At 64.4% G+C, this 16,454-nt stretch carries 13 protein-coding genes; 4 read left to right on the top strand and 9 right to left on the bottom strand.

The genetic code is table 11. The features are described from left to right. Positions 1–12: 12 nt before the first annotated feature. Positions 13–633 carry a biofilm formation regulator BacA gene (gene bacA / locus GDH07_RS03880; RefSeq protein WP_022642514.1) on the bottom strand — a complete coding sequence of 207 codons (621 nt, stop codon included), beginning with the start codon at positions 631–633 and terminating at the stop codon, positions 13–15. Between the two features lie 296 nt (positions 634–929). On the opposite strand from bacA, the gene GDH07_RS03875 reads away from it, so the two are divergent. Both GDH07_RS03875 and GDH07_RS03870 read left to right on the top strand, forming a co-directional pair. Beyond that, positions 930–2,129, top strand: a complete 1,200-nt coding sequence (locus tag GDH07_RS03875; protein WP_152896723.1) for a CaiB/BaiF CoA transferase family protein — start codon at positions 930–932, stop codon at positions 2,127–2,129. 40 nt (positions 2,130–2,169) lie between these two features. Further along, positions 2,170–3,021, top strand: a complete 852-nt coding sequence (locus GDH07_RS03870) for a TIGR02285 family protein (RefSeq protein WP_152896722.1) — start codon at positions 2,170–2,172, stop codon at positions 3,019–3,021. A 167-nt stretch (positions 3,022–3,188) separates the two neighbouring features. On the opposite strand, the gene GDH07_RS03865 is transcribed toward GDH07_RS03870, so the two are convergent. Further along, complete coding sequence (locus tag GDH07_RS03865; RefSeq protein WP_053134369.1) at positions 3,189–3,476, bottom strand: DUF3509 domain-containing protein; 288 nt, start codon at positions 3,474–3,476, stop codon at positions 3,189–3,191. A gap of 207 nt (positions 3,477–3,683) precedes the next feature. Here GDH07_RS03865 and GDH07_RS03860 point away from each other — a divergent pair, with 207 nt between their 5' ends. Beyond that, positions 3,684–4,346, top strand: coding sequence for a response regulator (locus tag GDH07_RS03860; RefSeq protein ID WP_031320957.1), 663 nt, complete (start codon positions 3,684–3,686; stop codon positions 4,344–4,346). Here GDH07_RS03860 and GDH07_RS03855 read toward each other — a convergent pair. From GDH07_RS03855 to xerD, 6 genes are all read right to left on the bottom strand, one after another. Then, a complete protein-coding gene (locus GDH07_RS03855; protein WP_152896721.1) occupies positions 4,343–5,605 on the bottom strand; it encodes an EAL domain-containing response regulator in 1,263 nt (420 codons plus the stop codon). The genes GDH07_RS03860 and GDH07_RS03855 overlap by 4 nt on opposite strands. A 91-nt stretch (positions 5,606–5,696) precedes the next feature. Further along, entirely contained in the window at positions 5,697–9,287 is a 3,591-nt protein-coding gene (locus GDH07_RS03850) for an ATP-binding protein (protein ID WP_152896720.1), read from the bottom strand. A 93-nt stretch (positions 9,288–9,380) separates the two neighbouring features. Then, a complete protein-coding gene (gene thrC / locus GDH07_RS03845; protein WP_152896719.1) occupies positions 9,381–10,790 on the bottom strand; it encodes a threonine synthase in 1,410 nt (469 codons plus the stop codon). Between the two features lie 104 nt (positions 10,791–10,894). Further along, positions 10,895–12,199: a homoserine dehydrogenase gene (locus tag GDH07_RS03840; protein ID WP_263014461.1), complete on the bottom strand. Its 1,305-nt coding sequence runs from the start codon at positions 12,197–12,199 to the stop codon at positions 10,895–10,897. 137 nt (positions 12,200–12,336) lie between these two features. Beyond that, the gene (locus tag GDH07_RS03835; protein ID WP_022642502.1) at positions 12,337–13,068 is read right to left on the bottom strand and encodes a thioredoxin fold domain-containing protein; all 732 of its coding nucleotides are present in this window, start codon (positions 13,066–13,068) and stop codon (positions 12,337–12,339) included. Between the two features lie 147 nt (positions 13,069–13,215). After that, complete coding sequence (gene xerD, locus GDH07_RS03830; protein WP_053134357.1) at positions 13,216–14,112, bottom strand: site-specific tyrosine recombinase XerD; 897 nt, start codon at positions 14,110–14,112, stop codon at positions 13,216–13,218. Between the two features lie 106 nt (positions 14,113–14,218). Here xerD and GDH07_RS03825 point away from each other — a divergent pair, with 106 nt between their 5' ends. Further along, on the top strand, positions 14,219–16,021 hold the full coding sequence (locus GDH07_RS03825; protein ID WP_053134354.1) for a cation:proton antiporter: 1,803 nt from the start codon (positions 14,219–14,221) through the stop codon (positions 16,019–16,021). 3 nt (positions 16,022–16,024) lie between these two features. Here the strand turns inward: GDH07_RS03825 and GDH07_RS03820 are convergent, their stop codons facing one another. Beyond that, a complete protein-coding gene (locus tag GDH07_RS03820) occupies positions 16,025–16,438 on the bottom strand; it encodes an acyl-CoA thioesterase (RefSeq protein WP_022642499.1) in 414 nt (137 codons plus the stop codon). Between the last annotated feature and the right edge of the window lie 16 nt (positions 16,439–16,454).

Raw genomic sequence — 16,454 nt, 5'->3', positions numbered from 1 at the left:
CATTCCTCCAGGTCAGGCCTGAGCCTTCAGGTAGCCTTCATAGGCTTCGGTGGCCCTGATCACGTTGCCGGCCAGGGTTTCGATCTCGTAGAGCACATTGGAGAGGATCGAGGTGGCGCTCAGGGCGCCGAACATCATGTAGAAACGCTCGCCTCCGGGGCCTGTCTCCAGGCCGATGCTCGACAGCGGGAAGAGCTGGCGGCTGAGCAGCACTTCCTCGTTGAATGCGGCTACGTCGGTGACTTCGCTCTGCGGCCAGAGCAGTGCTTCCACCAGGATCTGCTCGCCGGACACGGCGACGAACAACGGCAGGTCGCCGTATTCGCGCATGGTCACGTGCAAGCTCGGCTCGGCGCCTTCGAGCAGCTCGACGTTGGCTTCACCGCCAGTGAACAACTCGGTGGCCGCCAGGGCCTGGCACAGCGATCGGGCATTCCAGATCTGCGGCATGCTCATTTCTCCATCCTTTTCCACAGAAACCAGCCCCTCGCAGGGCTGGCGCAGTTGGCGTTCAACCGCCAGCAACGCCTTGGCGTTCTCCGGCAGTATCCAGACTTCCTTTTTCACCAGGCCCTGGTCACGCAGGCGCTGGCGGAATAAACGTTGGTAATGGGCTGAGGATTTGTTTTCCATGGCGCACAGACTAAATCATCACATGTAATGATCGCAATTCATCACATGTAATTTTTGAGATCGGCATTTGTAACAAGATTATTCAAGATGTTGCGACATCTGCAGGCACGATCAACGCCACCCTACCGAACCTTGTTCTGCGAAAAGGACGCCATTAGACACTGCGCGCCGGCCCGCTGAGAAGCGCAACCGCGCAAGGCCCATGCCGGGAAAATGCCCAGCAGAACCTCCTGGCGCTGCCTTAATGCCGACCAATGGTCTAGGCTAGGCGGATTTTCCTGCCCTGCGGATGCCTCATGAACAGTCTCAGCAAGCCCCTCGCCGGATTGAAAGTGATCGAACTCGGCACCCTGATCGCCGGCCCCTTCGCCTCACGCATCTGCGCCGAGTTCGGTGCCGAGGTGGTCAAGGTGGAATCCCCCGACGGCGGCGATCCGCTGCGCAAGTGGCGCAAGCTGTATGAGGGCACCTCCCTGTGGTGGTTCGTGCAGGCCCGCAACAAGAAATCCCTGACCCTCAACCTCAAGCACCCCGAGGGCCTGGCAGTGCTCAAGCAACTGCTGGGCGAGGCGGACATCCTGATCGAGAACTTCCGCCCCGGAGTGCTGGAGAAGCTCGGCCTGGGCTGGGACGTGCTGCACGCGCTGAACCCCAAGCTGGTGATGGTGCGCCTGTCGGGCTTCGGCCAGACCGGGCCGATGAAGGACCAGCCGGGTTTCGGCGCCGTGGGCGAATCCATGGGTGGCCTGCGCTACATCACCGGCTTCGAGGACCGGCCACCGGTGCGCACCGGGATCTCCATCGGTGATTCCATCGCAGCCCTGTGGGGCGTGATCGGCGCACTGATGGCCCTGCGTCACCGGGAAGTCAACAGCGGCCAGGGGCAGGTGGTGGACGTGGCGCTGTACGAGGCGATCTTCGCCATGATGGAGAGCATGGTCCCCGAGTTCGACGTGTTCGGCTTCATCCGCGAGCGTACCGGCAACATCATGCCCGGCATCACCCCCTCCTCCATCCATACCAGCGCCGACGGCCGGCATGTGCAGATCGGCGCCAATGGCGATGCGATCTTCAAGCGCTTCATGCTGCTCATAGGCCGCCAGGATCTGGCGGACGATCCGGCCCTGGCCAGCAACGACGGCCGCGATACCCGGCGCGACGAACTCTATGGGGTGATCGATCGCTGGGTCGCCTCGCTGCCCCTGGACCAGGTGCTGGAGCAGCTGAACCAGGCCGAAGTACCGGCCAGCCGCATCTTCAGCGCCGAGGATATGTTCCACGACCCACAGTTCCTGGCCCGGGAAATGTTCCTCCAGGCCAGCCTGCCGGACGGCAAGCCCTTCAAGATGCCCGGCATCGTGCCCAAGCTTTCGCAGACCCCGGGCAGCGCCGACTGGGTCGGACCGCAACTGGGCGAACACTCAAGCGAAATCCTGCAAGGCCTGGGCTACAGCGCCGAGCAGATCCGCGACCTGCGCAGCAGCGGAGCGATCTGAACTGGCCCGCCAGCGCCCGAGTTCCCGCCGGCGGCTGGCGATGCCCCTGGTGGCGCTGCTGCTCTGGCTGCCCAGCCTGCCGGGCCAGACGGCAGAACTGCTGACCTGGCTGCTGCGCGACCTGCCGCCCTTGAGCATTTTCGAGGGCGAGCTGAAAGGACGCGGGGTGGTCGACCTGCTCATGCCGCAACTGATCGCCGAGCTGCCGCAGTACCAGCACGAACTGATGCGGGTCAACCGCGCCCGGGGCATGCAGATGCTCCGCGAACCCAGCTTCACCTGTGACCCCTCGCTGATCTGGAGCAAGGAGCGGGCGCAATGGGTGGCCTACTCCATCACCAGCCTGCGGGTCGTGAGCAACGGCCTGGTGATCCGCCGCGCCGATCGCGAGCACCTGGCGCCATTCATCCATGACGGCCAGGTCGATCTGCCGGCGCTGCTCGCCAGCGGCAAGCAGCGGCTGGGCATGGTGGCCGAACGCAGCTACGGCCAGCAGCTCGACAGCCTGCTGCAACAAGCGCCAGCCGGCACTCTCAACGCCCACTACGGCAATGACGCCCTGGGCAGCCTGTTGCAGATGCAGCGCCTGGAACGCCTGCAACTGCTGCTGGGCTACTGGCCGGAGATCCGCTACCAGGCCGTGCAGCAAGGCATCGACCCGCAAGAACTGCTGTTCTATCCGATCCAGGGCATCGACAAGTACCAGGATGTCCATGTCGGCTGCTCCGACACGCCCCAGGGCCGGCTAGCCATAGCCCAGATCAACCAGGCCCTGCTCAAGCTGCGCGAAGAGCGCCTGGTGGAGCTGTACGCCGCCTGGCTGGAGCCCGCCATGCGCGATGCATATCGGGCCGATGCCCATGCCTACTTCCAGGCCCACCCGGACCGCTGACAAACGCCAGGCAAAAAGAAACCCCGAGAAGTGGGGAGACGACTCGGGGTTAAACGTGGTCTTCAAGACCCGTACCAGCAGGTTGCAAGCATCGGAGCAAAATGCCTGTTTCCTGCTGGCATTGGGTCTGACTGACGGGATTGTCGGAAGGTTCCGTAAAAATCAATTCATGTACGACGTTCGAAGACCTTGCCCTCGGTGGCGTGGCGCAAGGCCGCGAATACACAGGGCTCCAGGCGCCCCTCGGCGATCAGCACGTCACGGTGCAGACCGTCGACCACATCGGTGAGCAAGCGTTTGTCGGTGAGCTGGGCCTGGTTGACCTCACGCTCCACTACCAGGGCTCCAGCGGCATCGCTCACGCTTACCAGGCACTCGCCATGGGCTCCCGAAGGGGTCAGGGCCACTTGGTACGGACTTAGTGCCTCGCTCAACAAAAGACTGATACTTTCCATCTAGATCACCACTCAATAGCTCGAATTAAGGTTCGAAAACAAAAATGCCGGTAGCTTTCTGACATTCAAGTGACCGTTGCTCAGAGAGGAAAGTTCGCCAAACCTACAGCTACCGATCTGAGTCAATCGAGCATGCACGGGTAATATGACAAGCAAAAAACGGCCAACCAGGCGCCCGCCATACCGTCCCTGCAATGGAGTCCCGCCTTGATAGCTACGCCGAACAACAGATTGCGCATCATCCTCGCCGACGATCATCCGATCTTCCTGATCGGCCTGCGGGCAGTGCTGGAGCAGGACCACAGCCTGGAGGTGGTCGGCGAAGCCAGCTCGCCCTCAGCGCTGTTCCAGCTGGTACAAGACACCCCCTGCGACGTGCTGGTGACCGATTTCATGATGCCCGAGGAGCAGCAGAACGATGGCCTGCGCCTGCTCGAGCAACTGCGCCGGCATCATCCCGGGCTGCCCATCGTGGTGGTGACCATGCTCAATCACGCCGGGCTGTTCCGCTCGATCCTCGACCTTGGAGTCATGGGCCTGCTGAGCAAGGCCAGCCTGGCCCAGGAGCTGCCCAGTGCCATCGAGCACGCTCGCCAGAACAGGCCCTACGTGGCCCAGGCGATCCAGCGGGCATTGAGCCTGGCCGGCGAGGTGGGGCCCGATCGCCTGGCGTCCAAGGACCAGCTCTCGCCCCGGGAGCTGGAGGTGATCCGCCTGCTCGCCGCCGGCCATGCGGTGGGCGAGATCGCCGCCCAGCTCAACCGCAGCAAACAGACCGTCAGCGCACAGAAGGTCAGCGCCATGCGCAAGCTGGGCCTGGCCAGCGAGGCGGCGCTGTATATCTACGTCCAGGAACACGGCCTGGCCTAGGCACACATCCCGGCAGCCCGTACCGCCGACTCCGCGGACTCGCGCCCCAGGGATTGCGCCAGCCATTGGCGCATGTCGGCGGCGCTCATCGGCGGCGCCATGAAGCGCCCTTGCAGATGGGCGGCGCCCATGGTCTTGGCCACCTGGTACTCGGCTTCGGTCTCGATCCCCGCCACCACCACGCCCAGGGCGATGCGCCGGGCCATGCCCACGGCACCACCGACCAGCGCCTGCTTGCGCTCGTCCATGGCCATGCCGGCAACGAATGCCGGAGGGATCTTCAGCTCGGTGAATGGCAACTCCAGCAGGCGTTGCAGGCTAGTGCCGCCAACGCCGAAATCACCGATGGACAACTTGCAGCCGATCATCCGCAGGCGCAGCAAGGCTTCCACATGGGCGGTGTCGGTTTGCAAGCACGTGGTATCGACGATCTCCAGGGTCAACAGCCGCGCGGGGATCTCGAAGCGCCGCAGCAGGGCCTCCAATTGGCGCGGGAACAACGGCCGTTCGAGGATGCCCACCGGCACGTTCACCGCCACCGGCAGAGCATGGCCCATCACCAGCCGCACCCCCGCCGCCAGCTCCAGCGCCTGCTCCAGCATGTGCCAGGTGAACACCTCCTGCAGGCCGGCGAACTCGATCAACGGCAAGAACTCGGCCGGCATCAACAGCCCTCGTTCCGGATGCTCCCAGCGCGCCAGCGCCTCGACGCCGTGCAACCCGCCACACCGCTGGATGACCGGCTGGAAGTGCGCCACCCCGTGCCCCAGGATCGCCGCCACGCCTTCCTCTGGGGAGACATCCTCGGGGGCGAACAGGTCCAGGGCCAGCAAATCCCGGAGCAATGCCTGGTTGACCGCTGGCGTCTGCCGGAACAGCTGCTGGTAGGTAGTGAGCAGCTCGCCGATCACCGCCACCGACGCCGGCTTTGGCAGGCAGGCGAGGATTTTCAGCCCCAGTTCCCGGGCCATGCCCGCGGCGCCTTCGAGCACATCCGGTTCGGCGTCGCTGAGGATGATCAGGGCCTCGGCCTGCCGCTCCCGGGCCAGTTCGCGGATCAACTCCAGGCCATCGGCCTGTTCCAGGTAGAGGTCGCAGATAGCGATATCCACCGGACCCTTGCTGGCCAGCGAACGCCGTGCGGACTCAAGGTTCTCGGCGGCCAGCACGTTGTACACGCCATTGGCGTTGAGCATCTGGTGCAGGGCCATCAGCTGGAACGAGTTGTCTTCGAGAATCAGCACTTTAAGCGAATGCATGGGGCAACCTCCGGTACGACACAAGCGGGAACAGTCCACTAAGGGGTCGACACGGTAACCAGGCAAACCTTAATCACACATAGGACAAGTCCTAAACGTCCAGGCCCGCCTCGATATCGCCACGCAAGTTGTCGATAGCCTCCAGCAACGCCGGCCATCGGTCCTCGATCCCTTCCCCGGCCTTGATCCGCGCCTCCGCCTCGATGCAGGCCTTGGCCAGTGGCAAGGCATCGATCAGGCAACAGACGCCCTTGAGCCGGTGCAAGGTGGCGCCCAGGCGCCCAGGATGCTGGTCTTGCATGGCCGCCTCCAGGGCCTGGCGCTCCTGGGCCAGGTTGCGCTGCAACTCCTGCAGCATGCGTTGCAGTACCTGTTCGTCGGCCTGGGTCATCGTCCGCAGGGTCTGGATATCGAAGGACGGCGGCGGCAGGAACCGCGCCAGCGTCTGCGCCAGCTGATCCAGGGTCACCGGCTTGACCAGCAGCAGGTCCATGCCCGCCCGCTCGCAACGTTCATGCTCATCCTCGAAGGCATTGGCCGTGCAGCCGATGACCGGACAAGCATCGCGCCCCTGCTGCACCTCGAACCTGCGGATCGCCTCGGCCAGGGCATAACCGCTCATGCCCGGCATCTGGCAGTCGGTCATCACCAGGTCGAACCCGCCGCCCTGCCAGAGCTCCAGCGCTTCCTGGGCGTTGTCGCAGGCCACCACCCGGTGCCCGAGGAACATCAACTGCTGGCTGAGGACCATGCGGTTGGCGCTCAAGTCATCCACCACCAGCACTTCGATGCTGCGACTGGGCGGACGCTCGGCCGCCGTGGGCGAGGCTGCCCAGTCCTCGTCCAGCCGCTCCAGCGCCAGCTCGATGGTCACCAGCGTCCCAGCACCCGGGGCGCTGTGCAGCTCGATGCGCCCCCCCATCAGCTCGACCAACTGGCGGCAGATACTCAACCCCAGGCCCGTGCCGCCATGGGCCTGGGAAGTCGCGGCGGTGGCCTGGACGAAGGGCGTGAACAGCTTCTGCTGCTGCTCGGGACTGATCCCCGGCCCGGTATCCGCAACGCTGATACGCAGGTTGGCCAGAGCGCAGTCCAGCTCCTGGCGCTCGACCTGGATGCGCACCTGGCCTTCGCTGGTGAACTTCAGGGCATTGCTCAACAGGTTGTGCATGACCTGGCGCAGGCGCAATGGGTCGAACAGGTAACGGCCCCCGGCCTGTTCGTCGAACACCAGATGCAGCTGCACACCGCGGCTGCGCGCAGTGGCGTCGAACAGCTGGCGAATGCTCTCGAAGAACGGCTTGAGGGCCGTGGCCTCTGGCGCCAGCTGCATGTAGCCGGCCTCGATCTTGGCCAGGTCGAGACTGTCGCCCATCAGGCTGATCAGCTCCTGGGCGGACTGGTACGCCACTCGCAGGGCTTCGGAAAACGGCGCGCCGCGCACCCTGGCCTGTTCCTTCTCCAACTCCAGCAGACCGATGATCGCGGTCATCGGCGTGCGGATTTCATGGCTCATGGTGGAAAGGAAGGCACTCTTGGCCGCGTTGGCCTCGTCGGCGGCGTGACGCGCCTGGACCAGCTGGTTCTCCAGGCGCTTGCGCTCGGTGATGTCGATCCAGCCGCCCAAAAGCCCCTGCAACTGCCCTTCGGCGCTGTAGAACGGCACCGTCCACTGGTAGGCGTGGATCGGCCCGTGGCGGGTTTCCACTTGCCGGTCGGCGAACACCGACTGCTCGGACGCCAGCAGTTGCATGAGTTCGTCATGCAGCTGGCGGGCGGTGTCCGCCGGCAGCAGGTCCAGGTCGATCAACCGGCGCCCCTGGATCCGCTCCAGACGAGTGCCCAGTTGCTGTTCGTAGCTCTTGTTGCAAGTGATCAGGCGCCCTTGCAGGTCGCGGACGAAAACCGGGTTGGGCATGCCATCGAGCAACGCGCGCTTGAAGGCCAGCTGGTCGTTCAAACGCTGCTCGGCCTCCAGCCGCTGCTGGATCTGGCGCTTGAGCCGGCTGCTCCAGGCCAGTGACAGCAGGCCGAACAGCAACGCCGTGCAGATGGCCCAGTAGACCCAATCCGGCACCCGCTGCCAGACGGGCATCGGCACCGGGGTCGAGCCCAGCCACTTCAGGCGCGTAGCACTGAGCTCGGCCACTGGCAGGGCTTCCAGGGCCTTGTTCAGGATGCTCAGCAATTCCGGCTGGTCCTTGCGCACGGCGAATTCGTCGGCGGACCAGGTCCCCTCGACGCTGCGCCCTGCCCGCAAGCCTTCATAGGCCAGGTCCAGCGCTTGCACCTGGATCTCGTTCTGGATAGTGGCCAGGGCTTCGCCGTTCTTGACCAGGGCCCGGGCCTCCTCGTAGTTGGCCACGCTGCGCAGGCGGATATCCGGATAGTTGCGCCGGATATAGCTTTCCAGGGTATGCCGGGCCGGCAGGGCCAGCACCTCCCCCGCCATCTGCTTGAGGCTGCCCAGGCGACGATCCTCGGGACGGACGACGAACACCCAGGCGGCGCCACCGAAGGCATGGGAGAAATTCAGGAACAGCCGCCGGTCCTCGCTGTCGGTCAGGGTGGTGTTCATCTGCGCCTGCCCGCTTTCCAGCAACTCCAGGGTCTGGGCGGTGGATGCGCTCTGCTTGTGGACGAAATGCAGCCCGGTCATGCGTGCAATCCGGTTGAGCAGGTCGATGTTCAGGCCGACCCAGCGTCCTTCCTTGTCCTTGAACACATGGGGCGGATAGGACTGGGACGCCACCAGGACATGGGGATGCTGGAGAATCCAGGCTTGCTCCTCGGCGCTCAGCTCGATGCGCTCGCCGGAGTTGGTTCCCAGGCCCGTGGTCCAGCGCGCCTGGATTTCCCGGCGCAGCGATTCGTCGATGCTCTGCAGCGCCTGCTCCAGCAACTGCGCCAGGCGCGGGTTGTCGTCACGGGTGGCGAAAGCGAAGCCAGTGGGCGGCAAGCGGCTTTGCTCATGGATCTGCACCGCCAGGTAGGGCCGCAGGGCCTTGTAGGCGCGAACGATGATCTCGTTGCCGATAAAGGCATCGGTATCGCCCTGGTTCAGGGCTTCCAGGCCGCTGTAGAGGTTGGGCGAAAGCATGATCTGGCTGTCCGGGTAGGCCGCATGGACCTGCGCGGCATTGGCATAGCCATCGAGCAGCACCAGGCGCTTGCCGGCCAGGTCGTCACCGGGTTCCTGCTCGTCGCGGCGCACGACCACCACGGCCTTGTCCGGCATGTAGTCGCTGGTGAAGCGCAGCCCCGGTACGCCACGCTCATAACCGTTGGCGCTGGTGAGGATATCGATGGTGCCGTTGCGCAGGGCCTCGACCGCCTGTTCACGCTCGGAAAACCCCAGCACCTCCATGCTCACCCCCAGTCGCTCGCCCACCAGCCCCAGGTAATCGGCGCTGATGCCCTGGTAGCGGTTGCGGTCGCGGGTGATGTCGATGGGTTGATAGTCGTCGATGGCGATGCCTACCCGCAGGGTCGGGTGCGCCACCAGCCATTGGCGTTCGGCCGGCTTCAGCTCCAGCGGCTCGAGGTCGATGAAGGCCGGCACCAGCTTGAACGGCAGGCTCTTCGCGGCACTGGCCGGCAAGGCATGGAACATGCCCCAGGCCAGCAGGCCGGCGAGCAGCCAGGACAGCGCAGGGCAAGTGCGAGAAGTTCGAAGGGACATCAACCGGGCCTCCCTGCCTCTGGCGGGCTACAGGTTCGCGAAAAAACAAAGCCCGTCAGGAGACGGGCTTCGTGATCGGCAAGGCCAGGATACTTAGAGCGGCTTGCCACGATTGCCGTGCTGGCTGACAAAAGCCTGCACTGCCTTGAGGTCGTTGGCCAGCACCGTGCAGCGCTCTTCGCGCTGGAACAGGTCGGTCAGGTGCGCCGGCAGCTCCAGGGCCTTGCCAACGCCAGCCCTCTGTACCGCATCGGGGAACTTGACCGGGTGCGCGGTGCCGAGGGTGACCATCGGCGTATCGAGGCTGCGCCGGCATTCGCGGGCAGCGCGCACGCCGATCGCTGTGTGCGGATCCAGCACCTCGCCGGTCTGGGCGAAGACTTCGGCGATGGTCTGGCAAGTCTGCTCGTCAGTGACCGCCAGGGAGTCGAACAGCTTGCGCGCTTCGGTCCAGCGATCCTGCTCGACGCTGAAGCCGCCGCCCTGCTTGAAGCTGTCCATCAGGCCAGCCAGGGCTGCACCGTTGCGACCGTGCAAGTCGAACAGCAGGCGCTCGAAGTTCGACGAGACCATGATGTCCATCGACGGCGACAGGGTCGCGTGCAGGGTTTCCTTGACGTACTGGTTGCCGCTCATGAAGCGGTGCAGGATGTCGTTGCGGTTGGTGGCGACGATCAGCTGGCTGATCGGCAGGCCCATGTTGCGCGCCAGGTAGCCGGCGAAGATGTCGCCGAAGTTGCCGGTAGGCACCGAGAACGCCACGGAGCGCGCCGGGCCGCCCAGCTGCAGGGCCGCATGGAAGTAGTAGACGATCTGGGCCATGATCCGCGCCCAGTTGATGGAGTTGACCGCTACCAGGCGCGTGCCCTTGAGGAAGCCCTGGTCGGCGAAGCTGGCCTTGACCATTTCCTGGCAGTCGTCGAAGTTGCCTTCGATGGCGATGTTGTGGATGTTCTCGCCCAGGATGGTGGTCATCTGCCGGCGCTGCACTTCCGAGACGCGGTTATGCGGGTGCAGGATGAAGATGTCGACGTTGTCGCAACGCTTGCAACCTTCGATGGCCGCCGAACCGGTATCGCCGGAAGTGGCGCCGATGATCACCACGCGCTCGCCGCGCTTCTCCAGGACGTGATCCAGCAGGCGACCCAGCAGTTGCAGGGCGAAGTCCTTGAACGCCAGGGTCGGGCCATGGAACAGCTCCATCACCCATTCGTTGCCATTGAGCTGGCGCAGCGGCGCCACGGCGCCATGGGCGAAGACGCCGTAGGTTTCCTCGAGGATCTTCTTGAAGTCCGCATCGGAGATGCTGCCACTGACGAATGGGCGCATGACCCGGAACGCCAGCTCGTGATACGGCAAGCCAGCCCAGGAGGCGATTTCTTCCTGGGTGAAACGCGGCAGGTTCTCCGGCACGTAGAGACCGCCGTCGCTGGCCAGACCGGCCAGCAGTACATCTTCGAAATTCAGGGCCGGTGCCTGGCCGCGGGTGCTGATGTAGCGCATAAGAGCAAACCTTCGGTTTGAGCGGCAAGCTGCAAGCTACAAGCGACAAGTCAAAGCAGATCCGCTTCTGACTTGCCGCTGGCTACTTGCAGCTTGCCGCTGCATTAATTGAGATGTTCGACGCGGACACGCACCACAGGGCCGACGACGCCCTGCAGGGCTTCCAGCGCGGTGATCGCATCGTTGATGTGCTGCTCCAGGACCCGGTGGGTCAGCAGGATCATCGGCACCAGGCCGTCCTGTTCCTCGACTTCCTTCTGCATGATCGACTCGATGTTGATCCCACGCTCGGAAAGGATGCTCGCCACCTGGGCCAGTACGCCCGGATGGTCCTTGGCCTGGATGCGCAGGTAATAGGCGCTCTCGCAGGCTTCGATCGGCAGGATCGGATGGTCGGACAGCGAATCCGGCTGGAAGGCCAGGTGCGGCACGCGGTTCTCCGAATCGCTGGTCATGGCGCGGACCACGTCCACCAGGTCGGCCACCACCGAGGAAGCGGTAGGTTCCATGCCGGCGCCGGCGCCATAGAACAGGGTCGAGCCGGCGGCATCGCCGTTGACCATGACTGCGTTCATCACGCCGTTGACGTTGGCGATCAGACGATCGGCCGGGATCAGCGTCGGATGCACCCGCAGCTCGATGCCGGCCTCGGTGCGCCGGGCCACGCCCAGGTGCTTGATGCGATAGCCCAGGGCCTCGGCGTAGTTCACGTCGGCGGTGGTCAGCTTGGTGATGCCCTCGGTGTAGGCCTTGTCGAACTGCAGCGGAATGCCGAAGGCGATGGACGCCAGGATGGTCAGCTTGTGCGCGGCGTCGATGCCTTCCACGTCGAAGGTCGGGTCGGCCTCGGCGTAACCCAGGGCCTGGGCCTCGGCCAGCACGTCTTCGAAGGTACGACCCTTCTCGCGCATCTCCGAAAGGATGAAGTTGCCAGTGCCGTTGATGATCCCGGCCAGCCAGTTGATACGGTTGGCCGACAGGCCTTCGCGGATCGCCTTGATCACCGGGATGCCGCCAGCCACCGCCGCTTCGAAGGCGACGATCACGCCCTTCTCCTGGGCCTTGGCGAAGATCTCATTGCCGTGTACGGCGATCAGCGCCTTGTTGGCGGTGACCACATGCTTGCCATTCTCGATGGCCTTGAGCACCAGCTCGCGGGCCACGGTGTAGCCGCCCACCAGCTCGATGACGATATCGATCTCGGGGTTGGTGGCCACGGCGAACACATCGTTGGTAATCGCAATACCGGTCGTTTGGAACTGAGGCTTTGGCGTACGGGTAGCAATCTGCGCTACTTCGATTCCACGCCCGGCACGACGGGCAATCTCCTCGGCGTTGCGCTGAAGTACGTTGAAGGTACCGCCACCGACGGTACCCAGCCCACAGATGCCTACTTTGACCGGATTCACTCTGAACTCCCCATAAAACGGCCGACTCGAAGGCCGGCCGTGGAAATCAGCCGCAAACAGCGCGGCTCTCTATTAGATGACCCGGTGACTGCAACCGCCGGGTCATGATCGTCAAAGGCTAGCGTGACGATGCAGGATTATTTCGCACCCAGCGCCAGTTTGGCGATCTGTGGTGCAGGCTGATAGCCCGGAATTACTTGGCCGTCGGCCAGGACGATGGCTGGAGTGCCGTTGACGCCGATCGACTGGCCCAGGGCGAACTGCTTGGAAACCGGGTTGGCGCACTTGGCCGCCTTGATTTCCTTGCCGTTGACCATCTGGTCCATGGCCGCCTTCTTGTCCGCCGAGCACCAGACCGCCTGCAGCTGTTCATCGCCTGGCGAGCCCAGGCCCTGGCGTGGGAAGGCCACGTAGCGCACTTCGACACCAGCCTTGTTCAGCGCCGGGATCTCGGCGTGCAGCTTGTGGCAGTACGGGCAGGTGGTGTCGGTGAACACGGTGATGTGGGTCTTGGTCTCGCCGATCGCCGGGTAGACCACAGTTTCCGCGACTGGAATACCGTTGATCAACTTGGAAATCCCCAGGCGCTCGGTTTTTTCCGTGAGGTTGACCGGCTTGCCGTCCTTGAGCTGGAACAGGTAGCCCTGGACCACGAACTGGCCGTCGGCGCTGGCGTAAAGCACGCGGCTGCCCTTGAGCTTGACTTCGTAAAGGCCGGCCAGCGGACTGGCGCTGATGCTCTCTACCGGAACCTCGAGCTGCAAGGTCTCGAGGCTTTTGCGAATAGCTTTCTCGGCACTGTCATCGGCCATGACGAAAGTGCTGAGCAACGCCAGGGAAGCGGCGGCAATAATCTGGGTCAAGCGCATGGGAACTCCTGAAGGCGGGCAAATAGGCAAATGGGAGCGGTCGCGGTGGCGACGGCTCGCAACAGCCGTTTTGCGAACCGGCAAAGCCTAACACATCTGTTTGTCTGCACCGACTACGGGCGACGCAAAGCGCCACCGGCAGGTCGCTCAGCCTCGCGGGTGATGCTTGGCGTGCAGATCCTGCAGGCGCGCGCGGGCCACATGGGTATAGATCTGGGTCGTAGAAAGGTCGCTGTGGCCCAGCAGCATCTGCACCACCCGCAGGTCGGCACCATGGTTGAGCAGGTGGGTGGCGAAGGCGTGGCGCAGGGTGTGCGGCGACAAGGCCTTGCCGATCCCGGCAACCTTGGCCTGATGCTTGATCCGGTGCCAGAAGGTCTGCCGGGTCATCTGTTCGCCCCGCAGACTGGGAAACAGCACATCGCTGGGGCGCCCGCCAAGCAGCTCGGCCCGGGCATCGCGCAGGTAGCGCTCGACCCAGGCGATGGCCTCCTCGCCCATGGGTACCAGGCGTTCCTTGCTGCCCTTGCCCATCACCCGCAGCACGCCCTGGCGCAGGTTGACCTGTTCCAGGGTCAGGCTCACCAGCTCGGTGACCCGCAAGCCGCAGGCGTAGAGGACCTCCAGCATGGCGCGGTCGCGCTGGCCGATAGCTTCGCCCAGGTCCGGCGCTGCCAACAGCGCCTCGACATCCGCTTCCGACAGCGACTTGGGCAGCGGGCGGCCCAGTTGCGGCATGTCGACTTGCAGGGTCGGGTCCACCTCGATCAGCTTCTCGCGCAGCAAGTAGCGATAGAACCCCCGCAGCCCGGAAAGAAAACGCGCAGTGGAGCGCGGCTTGTAGGCCTGCTCCACACGCCAGGCCAAGTGATCGAGGATCGACTCGCGCCCGGCCCTCGACAGCTCCACCCCTTGCTCCTGCAACCAGCCGTTGAACAGCGCCAGGTCGCTGCGATAAGCGCCCCGGGTGTTGTCGGAAAGGCCTTTTTCCAGCCACAAGGCGTCGAGGAAACGGTCGATGAGGGGGTGGTCGATGGCAGGCATAAAGACTCAAACGGCGCGGCTGGCGAGGCGGCGGAAAAAAATAGTGAACTGCGCGCAGGGTCGCTAGTCTTTCATAGCCAGCCATTTCAAGGAACAGGGTAATCCCATGAGTGAACAACAGATCCTGCTGGCCTTCGGTGGCATCGGCGCGGCAGCCCTGGGCTGCCAGTGGCTGGCCTGGCGCCTGAAGCTGCCGGCCATCCTGTTCTTGCTGCTCAGCGGCATTCTCGCCGGACCGGTGCTGGGCTGGCTCGACCCCCAGGAGCTGTTCGGCCCGCTGCTGATGCCTCTGGTGTCCCTGGCGGTGGCGCTGATCCTGTTCGAAGGCAGCCTGACCCTGCATCTTTCGGAGTGGCGCGAAATCGGCAGCGTGGTGCATCGCCTGGTAACCCTCGGCGCCCTGTCCACCTGGGCGGTGATCACCCTGGCCACCCACTGGCTGCTGGGCTTCGACTGGATGCTGGCGTTGCTGTTCGGCACCCTGACCCTGGTCACCGGCCCGACGGTGATCGTGCCGATGCTGCGGGTCGTGCGCCCCAAGGCTTCGATCGCCAACATCCTGCGCTGGGAAGGCATCGTCATCGACCCCATCGGCGCCCTTCTGGCGGTGGTGGTCTATAGCTTCATCATCGCCAGTGCCGAGGGCGCAGGCCTGAGCCACAGCTTGATGACCTTCGGCGGCGTGATCCTGTGCGGCAGCCTGTTCGGTATCGCCGGCGGCTGGGTCCTGGGCAGCATCATGCGCCGCCAATGGCTGCCGGAGTACCTGCATAACCTGGCGACCCTGGCCGGAGTGCTGGGTATCTTCATCGCCTCCAACCAGGTGATGCACGAGTCCGGGCTGCTGGCGGTGACCTTGATGGGCATGTGGCTGGCCAACATGAAGGGCGTGGATGTGCGCCATATCCTGCACTTCAAGGAAAACCTCAGCGTGCTGCTGATTTCCGGGCTGTTCATCCTGCTCGCCGCGCGCCTGGACCTCAAGGCATTGATCGCCCTGGGCCCGCTGGTGCTGATCCTGCTGCTGGTGATCCAGTTGGTGGCCCGACCGCTGAACGTGCTGCTGTCCACCGCCGGCTCGAGCCTGAACTGGCGCGAACGCGCCCTGCTGGCCTGGATCGCTCCGCGGGGGATTGTCGCGGCGGCGGTCTCGGCGATCTTCGCCATCCGCCTGGACCAGGCTGGCCATGAAGGCGCCCTGCTGCTGGTGCCCCTGACCTTTGCCGTGATCATCGGCACCGTGGTCCTGCAAAGTGCCACCGCACGGCCCTTGGCCCGCCTGCTGAAAGTGGCCGAACCGGCACCCAGCGGCTTCCTGATCGTCGGCGCCAACAGCCCGGCACGGATCATTGGCAAAGCCTTGCAGCAGCTTGGCAGCCGCGTGCTGCTGACCGATTCCAGCTGGGAGAACATCCGCGCGGCACGCATGGAAGGCCTGCCCACCTATTTCGGCAACCCGGCCTCGCAGCACGCCGACGCGCACCTGGACCTGGTGGGCCTGGGGCACCTGCTGGCGCTGTCGCCCTCAGGCGAGCTGAACACCCTGGCGGCCATGCGTTTTCGCCATGACTTCGGCCACCAGCGCCTGTACGCCCTGGCCAACAGCCAGGAAAGCCGGCGCACCGACAAGCATCGCGCCAGCCATGAGCACCGCGGGCAGTTGCTGGGCAGCGAGGCCCTGACCTATACCAAGCTCGCCAGCCTGCTGGGCCAGGGCGCGGAACTCTACAGCACCAACCTGACCGAGGCGTTCGGCTGGGAGGACTACCAGGCGCTGCATGGCGAGCGTGCGACCTTGCTGTTCGCCCGCGATACCGGCGGCTGGGTCCATGTACTGACCCCGGACAGCAGCCTCAAGCCAGCGCCAGGCTGGACCTTGCTGGCGCTGGTCCAGCCACAGACGCCCTGAGCCTCAGGCCGCGAACCCGGGCAATACCGGAACCGGGCGCTTGTCGTCATCGATGGCGACGAAGCTGAACAGGCCATGGATGGCCTTTTCGCGACCGTCGCAACTCATGCTCTCGACGAATACCTCCACTTCGACCTTGAGGCTGGTATTGCCCACCTTCACCACCCGTCCGACCAGTTCGACGATCGACCCGGCGGCGATCGGATGATTGAAGTCGATACGGTCGGTGGACACCGTCACCAGCGGCAACCGGCAAAAACGAGTGGCCGCGATGAACGAGACTTCATCCATCCAGGCCAGGGCGGTGCCGCCGAACAGGGTGTTGTGATGGTTGGTGGTGGAAGGGAATACAGCCTTGGTCACGCGGGTTACCGAAAGCTCGGTACGGCGCTGGATTTCTTGCTCGCGAGGGGACATGGATCTACTGCCTGAA

This window comes from Pseudomonas piscis, from assembly GCF_009380155.1.
Lineage (GTDB): Bacteria > Pseudomonadota > Gammaproteobacteria > Pseudomonadales > Pseudomonadaceae > Aquipseudomonas > Aquipseudomonas piscis.
This window is presented reverse-complemented; position numbering and strand designations above follow the sequence as displayed.

Bases quoted from the DNA above. Each gene is read 5' to 3' on its own strand.
- bacA (WP_022642514.1), bottom strand. From the start codon at position 633: ATGGAAAACAAATCCTCAGCCCATTACCAACGTTTATTCCGCCAGCGC.
- GDH07_RS03865 (WP_053134369.1), bottom strand. From the start codon at position 3,476: ATGGAAAGTATCAGTCTTTTGTTGAGCGAGGCACTAAGTCCGTACCAA.
- GDH07_RS03870 (WP_152896722.1), top strand. From the start codon at position 2,170: ATGCCCCTGGTGGCGCTGCTGCTCTGGCTGCCCAGCCTGCCGGGCCAG.
- GDH07_RS03835 (WP_022642502.1), bottom strand. From the start codon at position 13,068: ATGCGCTTGACCCAGATTATTGCCGCCGCTTCCCTGGCGTTGCTCAGC.
- GDH07_RS03820 (WP_022642499.1), bottom strand. From the start codon at position 16,438: ATGTCCCCTCGCGAGCAAGAAATCCAGCGCCGTACCGAGCTTTCGGTA.
- thrC (WP_152896719.1), bottom strand. From the start codon at position 10,790: ATGCGCTACATCAGCACCCGCGGCCAGGCACCGGCCCTGAATTTCGAA.
- GDH07_RS03855 (WP_152896721.1), bottom strand. From the start codon at position 5,605: ATGCATTCGCTTAAAGTGCTGATTCTCGAAGACAACTCGTTCCAGCTG.
- xerD (WP_053134357.1), bottom strand. From the start codon at position 14,112: ATGCCTGCCATCGACCACCCCCTCATCGACCGTTTCCTCGACGCCTTG.
- GDH07_RS03850 (WP_152896720.1), bottom strand. From the start codon at position 9,287: ATGTCCCTTCGAACTTCTCGCACTTGCCCTGCGCTGTCCTGGCTGCTC.
- GDH07_RS03875 (WP_152896723.1), top strand. From the start codon at position 930: ATGAACAGTCTCAGCAAGCCCCTCGCCGGATTGAAAGTGATCGAACTC.
- GDH07_RS03825 (WP_053134354.1), top strand. From the start codon at position 14,219: ATGAGTGAACAACAGATCCTGCTGGCCTTCGGTGGCATCGGCGCGGCA.